General features: G+C 56.8%; 13 protein-coding genes. 11 read left to right on the top strand and 2 right to left on the bottom strand.

Features of this window, described 5'->3' with window-relative positions; genetic code table 11:
- The 6 genes from VL688_00605 to VL688_00580 all read left to right on the top strand — a co-directional run.
- Positions 1–199, top strand: a 199-nt coding sequence (locus VL688_00605; protein HTL46544.1) for a hypothetical protein, incomplete at its 5' end; no start/stop codon positions are given.
- Positions 199–2352 (top strand): PA14 domain-containing protein, encoded by a 2154-nt coding sequence (locus VL688_00600; GenBank protein HTL46543.1) that lies wholly within the window; start codon positions 199–201, stop codon positions 2350–2352. The genes VL688_00605 and VL688_00600, both read left to right, overlap by 1 nt.
- A complete protein-coding gene (locus VL688_00595) occupies positions 2349–3461 on the top strand; it encodes a hypothetical protein (protein HTL46542.1) in 1113 nt (370 codons plus the stop codon). The genes VL688_00600 and VL688_00595 overlap by 4 nt, the downstream gene beginning before the upstream one ends.
- Positions 3458–4585 (top strand): SGNH/GDSL hydrolase family protein, encoded by a 1128-nt coding sequence (locus VL688_00590; GenBank protein ID HTL46541.1) that lies wholly within the window; start codon positions 3458–3460, stop codon positions 4583–4585. Before VL688_00595 ends, VL688_00590 begins: the two co-directional genes overlap by 4 nt.
- A complete protein-coding gene (locus tag VL688_00585; protein ID HTL46540.1) occupies positions 4582–5304 on the top strand; it encodes a glycosyltransferase family 2 protein in 723 nt (240 codons plus the stop codon). The genes VL688_00590 and VL688_00585 overlap by 4 nt, the downstream gene beginning before the upstream one ends.
- Before the next feature lie 31 nt (positions 5305–5335).
- Positions 5336–5968 (top strand): hypothetical protein, encoded by a 633-nt coding sequence (locus tag VL688_00580; protein ID HTL46539.1) that lies wholly within the window; start codon positions 5336–5338, stop codon positions 5966–5968.
- Here the strand turns inward: VL688_00580 and VL688_00575 are convergent.
- Positions 5965–6327 (bottom strand): hypothetical protein, encoded by a 363-nt coding sequence (locus VL688_00575; GenBank protein HTL46538.1) that lies wholly within the window; start codon positions 6325–6327, stop codon positions 5965–5967. The two genes, VL688_00580 and VL688_00575, sit on opposite strands and share 4 nt — an antisense overlap.
- Complete coding sequence (locus tag VL688_00570) at positions 6324–7382, bottom strand: AI-2E family transporter (protein HTL46537.1); 1059 nt, start codon at positions 7380–7382, stop codon at positions 6324–6326. Before VL688_00570 ends, VL688_00575 begins: the two co-directional genes overlap by 4 nt.
- Before the next feature lie 295 nt (positions 7383–7677).
- On the opposite strand from VL688_00570, the gene VL688_00565 reads away from it, so the two are divergent.
- The 5 genes from VL688_00565 (at position 7678) to VL688_00545 (ending at position 13266) form a co-directional block, all read left to right on the top strand.
- Positions 7678–7845, top strand: coding sequence for a Flp family type IVb pilin (locus VL688_00565; GenBank protein HTL46536.1), 168 nt, complete (start codon positions 7678–7680; stop codon positions 7843–7845).
- Positions 7846–8049: 204 nt separating this feature from the next.
- Complete coding sequence (gene cpaB / locus VL688_00560) at positions 8050–8871, top strand: Flp pilus assembly protein CpaB (protein HTL46535.1); 822 nt, start codon at positions 8050–8052, stop codon at positions 8869–8871.
- Positions 8852–10660 (top strand): pilus assembly protein N-terminal domain-containing protein, encoded by a 1809-nt coding sequence (locus VL688_00555; protein HTL46534.1) that lies wholly within the window; start codon positions 8852–8854, stop codon positions 10658–10660. Before cpaB ends, VL688_00555 begins: the two co-directional genes overlap by 20 nt.
- A gap of 13 nt (positions 10661–10673) precedes the next feature.
- On the top strand, positions 10674–11945 hold the full coding sequence (locus tag VL688_00550) for a hypothetical protein (GenBank protein HTL46533.1): 1272 nt from the start codon (positions 10674–10676) through the stop codon (positions 11943–11945).
- Positions 11935–13266, top strand: a complete 1332-nt coding sequence (locus VL688_00545) for a CpaF family protein (GenBank protein ID HTL46532.1) — start codon at positions 11935–11937, stop codon at positions 13264–13266. Before VL688_00550 ends, VL688_00545 begins: the two co-directional genes overlap by 11 nt.
- Positions 13267–13276 lie beyond the last annotated feature (10 nt).

Genomic DNA, 13276 nt, shown 5'->3' with positions numbered 1-13276 from the left:
CGCCACGCTCATCGACAACCTCGGGCTTCATTCGTTTTCGGTGCGCTCGGGCGAAGTCCTGCTCGACGCGGGCTGGCATCACGTGCGCATCCGTTATCAGGACATGGGCGGCGGCGCCATGATGCGGTTTTGGCGCAAGCCCGCGGGCGGAGAATCCGAAGCCCTTCCCGCCGGATCCCTGCGGCCGGAGGCCTCGTAATGGAGCTCGCGTCCCTGCCGCTGGTTTTCATCGCCGCTTCCACGCTCGCCTCGGTCGTGTTGGGCCTGATCTGGGGTTCGGTCACTTCCGAAATCGCGGGCCTGTCTCTCCTCGCCGGATTCGCCGGCGCGCTTTACGCGTCGGGACGCAGCCGCGCAAAAGAACGTCCGGCCGTTTTTCCGGGACCGGCCGCGCTTTTCTGGACCGGCCTGTTCGTCGCGCTCAGCCTGCGCTATTTTTTGTGGATTTATTTTTACGACGGCGAATGGAAGACTTTCGAGATCGTCGAAAACCGCCTGCCGTCTTTTCTGGCCGCGGTGGCCAATTTTGCGCACGGCCAAAAATTCTGGCCGGAAAATCCGCTGATCGCCGCCGAGCCGTATCATGATTTCGGCATGGCGCTTTTCACCGGCCTCGCGGTGAAGCTGGGTATTCCGGCAAGCGCCGCGCTTCCCGCCATCGGCCTCGTGGCCGCCGCGGTTTCGGCGTTCCTGCTCTGGGAATGGGCGCGCGAAACCGGGATCGGCGGGACCCTGTTCCTCGGCGGGACCGCGGGCCTTTTGATCCTCGCGTCCGGGCACCATCCGCAGCTGCAAGAGTATCTCTCGCAAAAGACGGCCTTTGTCTCTGCGCTGCCGTTTATGGTTTTTGTTTCGTATCCCGGATTCCTTTTTGCTTTTCCGGCGGGACTCTATCTTTTAGTCTCTTTTCGCAGGCGTTTTCTCGAAGGCATGGAGTCAGGCTCCGCCTATGCCGAAACCCTGCTCTGGGCGGCGCTGCCTCTTTTCGACCTCCACACTTTTCTGGGATTGTCCTTCCTTTTTCTAGGCTGGGGTCTTTTTTCGGGACGCGCCAAAGAGACTCTCTCCATTTTTCTGCGGGCCTGCCTGGCCGCGGCGCCGCTTGTTCTCGCGTCCACGAACTTTTTGAAGCAGCCGTCCGTTCTCTTCGCGCCGCATTGGAAAGATTTTTCCTTCGACGGGCCAGTCTGGACTGTTGTCCTCAGGGAGTTCGGGTATTTTCTTCCCTGGCTCGGCGTGCTATTGCTCGCCGCGGTTTTTTCGCGCGGCAAAAAATATCTTTGGGCCTTCACGCTGCCCGCAGCGCTGGCTTATTTGTTTCTCGTTTTTTTCGAGATCTCGCCGTGGAAAGATGCGGGGCTTCCGCTGCTGGCCTGGTGTTACGTGCTGCTGCTCGTGCCGCTGAACGAACAGATCGTGCGCCGCGCCGGCCCGCTCGGAGGCGCGCTGATCCTAGCCGCGCTTTTTTTTCCCGGCATCGTCCTTCACCGGCAGACTTACAATGGCTACTTCCGGAACAAAGCCACGGTCAGCATCAAAGACCAGGAGGCCATTTGCAGTTCGCTCGCCCCGCTTCCGCGCACGCACCGTTTTGCCACGAGCACGGATCCGCGGCATCCGATCCCGGTCTGCGGCTTTCCCGTGGTTTCGATTTACAACGAGGCGCTTTTCCTTTGGAACACGCCGCAAAGGCAAAATTCGGAGAAGCTGCACCAGCTTCTTCGCGGCGACAAAGGATGGCGGGAGCGTGCGGCCGAGCTGGACGTGCGCTACATCTTCGTCGGCCAGAATGAAAAACAGGACATGCGGGGTCAGGAACCGGATTGGCAAAAGGCCGCGAAACAAATCCGGAGCGAAGCCTGGGGAAGCGTTTACGATCTCGGCAGCCCGGATCCGCTTCGCCCTCTGCCGGAGCCGGGGCAGGGGCTGCGCGCGACTTTTTTTGCCAACAAAACTTTCGAGGGCGAGCCTTTGATGGTGAAGACCGCGAAAATTCCGGATTTCAACTGGGACGAAGCGGAGCGCGACATTCTCGGGACGCCGTTCGGGATTTTGCTGGAGGGCGAGATCTACGTGCCCCAGTCGCAGGAGGTTACCTTTTATCTCGCCAGCGATGACGGCAGCATTCTCGAAATCGGCGGCGAGATCGTCGTGGACAATGGGGGAGACCACAGCCTCCGGATCAAATACGGGAAAAAATATCTGGAACAGGGATGGCATCCGCTGCGCCTGCGTTATCATGACGACTGGGGCGTTTCTTACCTGAGCTGCTGGTGGAAGCCGGCGCTCGGCAAAGAAGAAATGATTCCCGCGGAGTTGCTGCGTCCGCCGCAAACCAAGGAGGGCGCTTGATGCCGCAGACCCCGGCCGGCCAAGGGGGCACGGCCTCCTCTTTCCGTCGGGGGCTTTTCCGCGCCATGAGCCTTGCCGCAGGAATTTTCATCGCGGCGCTCATGCTCGAGCTCGTCCTTCGCATGGGATTTCTCCAGCCAGCCTTCGACATGGGCGGCCTGAAGATCGTGATGGATTCCCGGATCCTTTTTAAAATCGCGCCATCCTGCCGTGCGGACATCAATGCCCGGGGATTCCGCGGTCCCGCCTTTTCTCCGGCAGCCCGCGGAAAAAAACGCGTCCTGTTTATGGGGGATTCCTTCGTCTTCGGCGTGAACGTCGAAGAGCAAGATTCCATGCCCGCGGTGCTGCGCCGCTTCCTCGGGCAGGGCTACGAAGTCCTCAACATGGGCGTCCAAGGCTACGGCCCGGACCAGTCGCTGATCCAGTTGGAAGATGCGGCCCTGTCCTGGGAACCGGATAAAGTCATCCTGGCGCTTTATCCGACCAATGATTTCGCGGACATGGAAAAGAACAAGCTGTTTCGGCTGGACGCGCAGGGCGGGCTTGAGCGCGTGTCTCCCACGCTCACGTCGCCGCTTTTTCCGCGCTGGAGGACGGCGGCTTTGTTTTCGCTGATCAAGCGCCGCTTCATGCCCCGCGGCGAAACCGAAGACGTCCCGGACCCTTTTGATCCCGAGAGCTACCGGAAGCTTTTTTATAGTTTTTTTCGCGACTCTTCGGACCGCGACTTCATCGACATTCCCGATTCGGAAAAAGCCCGCGACAAAAAAGAGCTGATGCGCGCCGTGCTTCAGAGGTTCCGGGACCTTCTCAAAGAGCGCGGCATCGATTTTTTTGTCATCGTTCTTCCGGCCATGGAAAATGTCCAGCTTCCCGAAGTCATGGCGGCCCTCGGCATCCCGCCGGAAAAATATTTCACCAACGAGGACATGGCTGTTTCAATCCTGAAAGAACTCGGCATCCCGCATGTCAATTTGTACCGCCTCTTCCTGCCGCGGAGGGACCGCACTGCTTTTTTCGATGTGCCGGACGGCCATCTTTCCCGCGAAGGCTATCGTTACGTGGCGCGTTTTTTGAATCTCTACGTGAGGGCGCTCGAACCATGACTCCCACCGCAAAAACCAGGGAAGGCCTGAAGCTCGCGCTCGCTTTTCTTTTTTCATGCGGCGTTTTTTTTCTGTCGCTCGAAATCGCGGCCCGGCTTCTTCTCGGTTCGGACGCCGTCTTCAACCGCATCCAGGGAAGGGACGAGGCCACATGCCGGCACATCTGGGTCCAGAACCACCGCGGGGGCGCCAATGTGGCGGAGTTCTATGATGCGCATCATCCCATGCGCGGCTGGACACCGGTCGCAAATCTCAAGGACAAGCCGGCGTTCTATAATAAGGTGCTGAGCACCAACTCCCGGGGCCTGCGAGGGAAAAGAGAATATGCTTACGAGAAACCCGCGGGCAAGGTGAGGATCCTCGCGGTCGGCGATTCCTTCACGTTCGGGGAAGACGTCAGCGACAACGAAGTCTACACGCATTATCTGGAGCACCTCATTCCGAACGCGGAGGTCATCAACATCGGCGTGCACGGTTACGGCCACGACCAGATGCTTTTGTACCTCAAGGAAGAAGGGATCAAGTACAAGCCGGACATCCTCTTTCTGGGATTTCTGTTCTACGATATGGAAAGAAACCTGCTCGATTTCCGGGATTTTGCCAAACCGCGCTTCCGCCTGTCGGGAGGACAGTTGAAGCTCACGAACACTCCGGTACCCACGCCGGACCAGGTGCTGAAGCAGGAGTTCTGGCGCTCCAAGGCCGCGGATTTGTGGACCATTTACTACAATCACGCGGCGTGGGAAAATGGCGCGAACGCGAGAAAGATGAAGAAGCTGGGCACGGCTCTCATCGACGAAATGCTTGCGGTTTCGAAGCAGATGGGGGCGAAGATGGTCATCGGCTATTTTCCCAATGAAACCGATTTTACGAATTTCATGGAGATGCCCACGCCGCGCGAAAAATTTCTCTTCGATTATTGTGGCAGCCGGCCCGAACTGCAGTGTTTGTCCGTACGGCCGATATTTCTATCGCAGCTGAAGAAGGGTAAAAACGTGGGCTATTACGGCCATTGGGATGCCAAAGGGCATTTCCTGGCGGCCGTGGCCATCCGCGATTTCTTGGAAAAACAGGGGCTTATCCCCGCGAGCCCGAACCGTCGTACGGACACGATTAAATCATGACCTCTCAGAACACGATTCAAAAATTGACGTCGCTTTCCGCTTTTTTTCCCGTTTATAACGAGAAGGAGCACTTGCCGGAAATGGTGCGCAAGTTCGAGGAAATCCTTCCGGAAGTGGCGGACCGGTATGAAATCATTATCGTCAATGACGGCAGCCGCGACGGAAGCGCCGAGCTCGCCGCGGAGATCGCGCGGACGAACCCGCACGTCCGGGTCGTGAATCATGAACGCAACCAGGGCTATGGCGCCGCAATCGCCAGCGGCATCCGGGCCTGCAGGCTCGAGTACATCTTCTTCACGGACGGAGACGGGCAGTTCGACGTGCGCGAACTCAAGAAGCTCGTGCCGTACATCAAGGATCACGACATCGTGGCCGGCTACCGGGCCAACCGTCAGGACCCGCTGATCCGAAAGGTGATGGCCTTCTGCTGGACCCGGTTCGTAAACCTGCTCATGGGCACGCGGATCCGTGACATGGATTGCGCTTTTAAGCTGTTCCGCGCGGCCCCGCTCCAGGCCATGGACCTGCAAACTACCGGTAACATGATCAGCGCGGAGATCCTCACGCTTGCCGCGCGCCGGAAGCTCAGCGTGCAGGAGCTGCCCGTCACGCATCTGCCCCGCACCGCGGGGGAAGCCAAAGGAGTCAACGGCGAAGTCATCGTCCGGGCTTTCCGGGAATTGATGAAATTCAGGAAACGTTTGAACGGCCGGAATTAATTTGCGAAAATGAAGGCGGACCGGAGGCTTCATGCATCAGGCTTTTAAGGTGGGAAAAGGCGAAAAACACCGCGTAGATTTCGAAGTCCACTGGCTGTTCGGATTCTGTGTCATCAAGGTGGACCGCAAATCCGTTTTCCGCCGGCCGGTCTTCCTAAAATTCGAACATTCGTTCGAAGTTGGCACGTCGGAAAGGCATCTGGTTTCCCTTCGTTATAATCCGTACGATCCCGATCGCAATACCTTTTACGCGAGCATCGACGGCCAGCCGCTGCTTCCCGAAATGGAAATCCGGGAAGGAAAAGACGAACTCCAGACGCCTGCCGACGATGCGGCCGCGGCGCTTTTGTTCCTCGTGCTGACGAACGTGGTTTTTTCCGTGATTGGTACGTTGTTCGTGCCGGAGCTCGACAGCCTGGAGGTGCGCCTCACGCTTCTGCTCGGGGCCTGCGTGTATCTCCTCTGCGCGGTGAAGACGCTCAGCCGCCGCAAATCAGGGCTTTTGCTGGGGACGCTTCTTTTTACGCTGGATTCCGCGTGCGGGCTTTATCTGGAATTTTCCTGGGGAGGCTTGTTCGTGCGGCTGATTATTCTGTATTACCTGCTGACCGGTCTCTACTACTGGCGCATCACGGAAATGGGCCACGCAACGGCCAGGGCCTAAGATTTAGCTCCCGCGGGCACTTCTTCCATTTGCTTGATCTCGGACCGGTGAAAACCCACCTCATTCCCATCGATTTTCAGGGACACCCAATTCCCTTCCTCGGAAATTAATTCGCCGCTGAATTCCTTGCCATTATGCAGCACGAGCTTGATATGCCGGGCCGCAGGGGCTTCCTGCTTGGGCGCGTTTTTCTCCGAGCGGTGCTTGAACCATGCAGGGATTGACGTGATGGGTGCGACGCGATAAAGCGCGGGCGTTCCGTCTTCCATGAAAGAACGCACCATGAATTCTCCGACAAAGGCCAGGAACACCATCATGCCGAGCAAAATGAAGCACTGGACCAGCGTCTGCGATTTCATGGGTGGAGGTATTTCTCCCTGTAGATTTTGACCAGGACAAAGAAGACGGAAAGCACGACCGGCCCCAGGAAAATGCCCATGATCCCGTAAATCCGGATGCCTCCGAGGATGCCGAAGAAGAGCAGGAAGTAGGGAAGCTTGGTTTTTTCGCCGATGATGGCCGGTTTGATCAGATTGTCGATCAGGCTGATGACGAGCACGCCGAAGAGAACAAGCACGCCGGCCTTCACATATTCCCGCTGCGTGAAAAGGTAGATGGCGAGCGGCAGCCAGATGGCCGTGGCGCCAAGCACGGGGATCATGGTCGCGAGAAACGTGGCTGCGGCGAAGAAAATCGGCGCCGGGAGGTTGAGTCCCCAGAAAATAATGCCCGCGAGGATCGCCTGGGTAAGGCTCGTGAGAAGCTGGCCGCGGATCACGGCCGAAAACGTCTCGTTGACCTGTGAAAAAATGGTTTTCTTATTCTCTTCTTCGAGCGGGGCGATCTGGTAAATAAAATTGTAAATTTTTTCGCCGTCACGCAGGAAAATAAAAAGCAGGAATGCGACCAGGATGATGTTCATGAAGAGAAAGAAAATGTTCTTGGTCAGGACGCCGGCCTGCGCGATGGAAAAATTCGCGATGTTGCGCGAGACATTGATCAGCCAGTTGGTCGCGTTTTCTTTCAAAGGCTCCCATTGGAAAACGTGATGCTCGAGACCCTTGATCCAGGATAAGGCGCGGAGCTGGTCGATCAGTTTTTCCACGTGGCCTTCCCGGATGTAAGTCGTCACCATTTGATAAAGTTCGATGGCCTGGCCCGTCAGATTGACCAGCAGCACCACGAAGGGCGGCGCGACCAGCGCGATGACGAGGATCGTCATGGTGACCGCCGCGAAGGTATCGTGATTACGAAGTCCTCTTTTGAGGGGCACGAACAGCGGGTAGAAACCGAAAGCGAGAATAGCGGCCCAGAAAATGGCCTTCATGAACGGCGAGAAGATCATCAGAATTTGATAAACGACAAAAAGCAGCAGGGCGAGAAAGAAAAGGGAGATGATCTGGGTTCTTGTCATAAGAAGGTTAGTTTAGCGATTTCTAAAAATTTGACAAGTTTTCTAGCCTGGATCGTCACTTCAAACCTTGGTCCCAAGCGCGGTTACAATCGGTAGAAGCAGGCTATTTAATAAATCGGTAATTAAAAAATGCTGATTAGTTAAAATTTTTGATAAAATAATTATAGTTTTGATTGAATTTGATAATTTTTTTGTTCGATTGTTTGACAATTAATAGGGCGTGAGCTAATTTTCTTATGTGGTCATCGAACCACATAATCTAAAGGCAGGGGACTGCTTTCAAGGAGGAAGAACCATGACACGTAAAATGCTGAAAAACCAGAAGGGACAAGGCTTAGCGGAATACGCCTTGATCATTGCGCTCGTTGCGGTGGTGCTCGTCGGAGCTCTTACGACTTTCCGCGGTGACATTGCGGCGGTCTTTACGGCGATCGGCACGGCTCTCCAGGGCGCTGCCGGGTAATAGGGGGCCGTTTCGAGGGCAACCCCTTTCCTCGTTTTCGAAGAGGAGGGGTCTAACCCGAGAGGGTCTGCAGTATCGGACGTCCGACGTGTATCTTGGGCCGTCCGGAAGGACTATCGTTAACCTCCTAGCCGCGCAACATAACCCATTTAGCTCCTCGACGTTATGGACGATAACATGAAGCAACCAGTAGAGTAAATAACGATGCCACGAGGAAGAAACCCATTGATTCTGATCCTTGCATTGGTAAGCGGAGCCGCTGCGTTCATGCTCAGCTTGCAAATGACCAAGGCGCCGGCTGCCAAAAATAACGTGGCAGCTCCTTCCAACGTCAAACTGGTCGTTCACGCCGTGAACGATATTGCGATCGGTTCGATCATCAAAAAATCCGATATTGATGTCCTGGCCCCTTCCGGGAATTACAACCCGAAAATGGTCTATGAGAACGTTTCGGACGTGATGGGGAAAGTGGTCCGGCGCAATGTCCTCAAAGGCGAAATGATCAAGAAGCTCGACATTCTGGCAGAGGGAGACAACCTTGCGGCCCTTATCCCGAAAGGGTACCGGGCCATGACCATCCCTGTGATGCTTCCTTCGAGCATCACAGAACTTCTCCAGATCGGAAACCGTGTGGACGTCATTCTTACGTACGATGTCGCCAAAGGGGACATCAATAGTTTGACGCTGGTGGAAAACGCGAGAGTCATCGGTGTCTCGAAACAAGCCGAAGGCGGCGGTGTTTCGGGCGGCAATAAAAAAATGGACATCACGCTGGCTGTCACGCCCGAAGGCGCGGAAACGCTGGCGTTTTCCATGAAGCGCGGCACTTTGAATCTCTCGATCCGGTCGCTGGACGAGGAAGACGAAGAAAAGTTTTTTACCTTGAAGGAGCTTTTCTTCCCCGAAGCGAAGGACAAGGTAGACCCCAACCAGCTCCTCGAACCGGAAACCCCGAAGGTCCCGAAAGACTTGGTCGAGATCATCCGGGGCGTGCGTAAGGAACAATATGCGACAAGCATGCAGTGACGTAAAAGCAAAAGCTTTCAAAAGCGCCATTCTTCTCACGGCCTTTGTGTTCGGCTTGCTGCCGTCCGCTCCGGCCGCTCAGGACAACGGTTCCGCAGTCACTGTTCCCACGGCTCCCGCGGCGGCTTCCGTGGAAACGGGCGAACAAGGACAGGCGCTGAACCAGAGCGCCAAGTCCGCCGGCCCGCAGATCCTGACCGACATCAACCAGTCGACCTGGCTGAAAAGTATCGAGATGGAAAAGGGGCATCTGTCGCTCGTCGCGGGCCGTTCCCATCTCATGAGACTGCAGCGCAACATCGCGCGCATTTCCGTGTCCAATCCTGACATCGTGGACGCTGTCATTCTTTCTCCCAATGAAATCCTGCTCAACGCGAAAGACGAAGGCTCGGTCAACATCATCCTCTGGGACCACATGAACCGCGTCACGGTCTTCGACATCACGGTCACGCAGGACCCGGACATTCTTTACGAGGTGTTGAACAAGATCGCGCCGGAGACGAAGTTCGAAGTCTTTCCTTCCAACGAAGTCTTTGTCGTGAAGGGGGACGTCGACAGCGTCGCCAAGCAGAAGGAAGTCGAAAAGGCGGCCAACGCGTTTGCTGAAGGCAGCGTCAGCCTCGTACGCGTGACGGGAGCCAAGCAGGTCCTTCTTAAGATCCGTTTCGTGCAGCTCAATCATTCCCAGGATTACGATTTCGGCGTCGACATGCAGTATCTGGGAAGAAACATCGGGCCTCTGATCCGGCCGGGCGGCACGGGCGCCACGCTGGACCAAGACGTCGATTTCACGCCCCGCAACAGCGCGGTGTCCTATCACACGCTGAGCACCGTTCCCAGCACAGCGGGAGTGCACTGGATTCCTTATTTCACGCGTGACCAGGGCATCAACACGTTCGTCAAATCGCTCGAATCCAAAGGCATCGGCAAGATCATCGCGCGGCCCAATCTTCTTGCGAGCGACGGCCAGGAAGCCAGCTTCCTCGTCGGCGGCGAGGCGGCGGTTGTCGCGATTTCCAGCACGAACGTCGGCGTGGACTACCGCGAATTCGGCACGCGGCTCACGTTTACGCCTGAGATCCTCCCGAACGGAAAAATCCGGCTGACGGTCGCGCCGGAAGTAAGCGCCCTCGACTTTGCCAACGGCGTCAACGTCAACAACGTGACGATCCCGTCCTTCACGACGATCCGTACGAACACGGTCGTCGAGCTCAGGAACCGCGAAACGCTTTTGATCGGCGGCCTGCTGCAGCAGAAGATCAATGTCGCCGATGCCGGCGTTCCTTTTTTGAGAAGGGTTCCGCTGATCGGCAAGCTCTTCGACAATACCAGCCACAGTTATGAAGACACGGAGCTGCTTGTTATCGTGACGCCCGTGCTTGTGGATCCGTCGCAGCAGATCCCGGAAGACGATCTTGCGGACGGCGATGCCCTGACGCTGGCTTCCAAATTCGAACCCAACAAAGTCAAAGACGAACAGCAGGAAGCTGTTCAGGAGTTTCTCCTGAACAACCAGCGCAACATCCGCGACACCATGGCCCGTTACGAAACGCCCGCGGCCGAGCGCGAACCCGCTCCCCGGATCACGATGGCAGAACCCCGGCCTGTTGCGCCCGCGCCGAGACTTCCCGTGAAAGAAACGCAAAAGCCCGCGGTCCAAATCGCAAATACTCCCGCGGTCCAGAATCTGGACCAGATGCAGGCGGAACTCGACTGGGATCCCGCGCCGCTCACGAAAAGGGCGGCCAGGACTACCGCCGCGCAAACCGTAAAGCCTCCCGCGGGCTGAGAAAGGGACTTCTTTGGAACTTCGAATCGCGCTCATCTCCAGTGACCTCGAACTGAACCGCGACTTGAGAAATCTCCTCAGCCGCGAAGCCGGAGACATTGCCGGGAACAATCTCAAGATTAAAGTCTTCGAGAAGATCCCGACCATGGAAGAAGCAGTCATCCATTTCGCTCCCCAGCTCATCGTGATCCACGTGGAGCCGGAAAAATACGACGAGAAGATGACGTTTCTTGAACAGTTGAGCCGCGTTTCCGAGCGCATTCCCGTTGTTGTTTCCTCTCCGAATCTCGACGCGGATTTCATGCTGAACTGCATCAAAAAAGGCGTGAGGGATTTTTTGAAGCTGCCGCTGGATTCGGCCGAGATCAAGACCATGATCAAGCGGCTGTCGCACGAGCGCCCGAAGGCCGGTGAAGAGCGCCAGCTCGGCGAAACGTACACGTTTTTCAGCTACAAGGGCGGCATCGGGACCACATTCCTTTCCTGCAACACGGCGGTCGCGCTCCATGAACTCACGGGGCAGAGAGTCCTGATCTGGGACATGGTGTTCCAGAACGGCGACGTATCGTTCTTTTTCGATTACGATCCCGTCGCGTCGCTGACGGACCTTTTGGAAAATCTGCCGCGCATCGACGCGCAGTACCTGGCGGGCGTCCTGCCCGTCCATCCGAGCGGTGTCTCGATCCTGCCCGGCGCCAAGAGGCCGGAAGAAGCCGAAAAAATCCGTACGGACCAGATCCACCAGCTCCATCAGGTCCTGCGCAAGTTTTATGATTACATCATCGTGGATGGCGGCCACTCGCTGACCGATCCCGTCATCACGGTCATGGACAATTCCAAGCACATCCTGCTGACGACCGACCTTCATCTGCCCGTCCTGAAAAACACACTGCGCTGCCTGGAAGTCTTCGAGCGCCTGGGCTACGTCGAGGGCAAATTCAAGATCCTGCTCAACCGTTACAATTCCAAATACGAAAAGTTCGACCTGCAGAAAGCGGAAGAGATTCTCAGGTATCCGATCGCATACAATTTTTCCAACGATTACGTGACGGCATCCCGTTCCCTGAACGCGGGTATCCCGGTTTCGGAGCTGGACGCGTCGTCGATCCTTGCCAAGGAATTCCACGGTCTGGCCGAGCATTTCGTGCATGATTTCCAGGCTGTCGAGAGGAGGCCCACGCTTCTCGAAAAGATGTTCAGCAAACGCAAGGACGGCAAGAAACCAGCGGGCAAAGAAGACTCCGGCGCAGTGAAGCAGAACGGAGGGGAGAAAGATGCCGCTTAGCGACAGGCTCCGCAAAGGCGGGGACTCGGAAGAAACCTCCAAAAAAAATTCTGCTTTCGGGAATGTCGAAGAAAAACGGCGCAATTTTCTCCAGGAAGTCAAAATCAAGATGCACCGGAACCTGATCGACCGGCTGAATCTTGAGGCCCTCATGATGCTGGAGCCGGACCAGGCGCGCAAGGAAGTCGGCGAGCTCGTCCGTGTCATCTTCAGCGAAGAAAAAATCGCGGTCACGGCGGGCGAGCGCGAAGAAATCATCCAGGAAGTCGTCAACGAGACTTTCGGTCTCGGCCCCCTCGAACCCCTTCTCGCGGACCCCAACATCGACGAAATCCTTGTCAACAATGCGCACAATGTCTTCGTCGAAAAGCACGGCAAGCTGGTGAAGGCGGAGACGCATTTCAAGGACGACGACCACCTGCGCCACATCATCAGCCGCATCGTGGCGCGCGTGGGCCGCCGCATCGACGAGTCTTCGCCCATGGTGGACGCGCGCCTGGCCGACGGGTCCCGCGTCAACGCGGTCATTCCGCCGCTTGCGCTCGACGGCCCTGTGCTCTCGATCCGCCGTTTCAAGAAAATTCCGTTCAGGGCAGAGGATCTCATCGCGCGCAAATCCGCGACCGAGGAAATCATGCGCATCCTGGAAATTGCCGTGAAGTCCAAGCTCAATATCCTGGTTTCGGGCGGCACAGGTTCCGGTAAAACGACGGTCCTCAACATCCTGTCCTCTTATATTCCCAGCGACGAACGCATCATCACGATTGAAGACGCGGCCGAACTCCAGCTCCAGCAGGGCCACGTGGTCCGGCTCGAAACGCGTCCGGCGAATCTGGAAGGCCGCGGGCAGGTCACGCAGCGTGATCTGGTGAAGAACGCCCTGCGTATGCGTCCCGACCGCATTGTCGTCGGCGAAGTGCGCGGCGAAGAAGCGCTGGACATGCTCCAGGCCATGAATACCGGCCATGAAGGATCGATCACGACGGTCCACGCCAACAGCCCCCGCGATGCCGTGGGCCGCATCGAAACCATGGTGCTGATGGCCAATTCCAACCTGATCCATCATGCGATCATCCGGCAGATCGGGGCCGCGTTCCATCTTATCGTCCAGATCCGCCGCTTTACGGACGGCGTGCGCCGGGTCGAATCGGTCACGGAAGTTACGGGTATGGAAGGCGACGTGATCAGCCTGCAGGAAGTCTTCTCTTTCCAGCAAAAAGGTGTCGACACGGAGGGAAACGTTATCGGCGAGTTCACCTTTCATGACATTCGTCCCAAGTTCCTGGACGCCGCCATGAAAAAAGTGCGCACGCGGTATTAACGGAAAATGT

The organism is Verrucomicrobiia bacterium, from assembly GCA_035495615.1.
In the GTDB taxonomy this organism is placed as follows: Bacteria; Omnitrophota; Omnitrophia; order Omnitrophales; family Aquincolibacteriaceae; genus DATJFP01.
The sequence above is the reverse complement of the archived record's forward strand: the minus strand, read 5'-3'. Positions and strand labels throughout refer to the sequence as shown.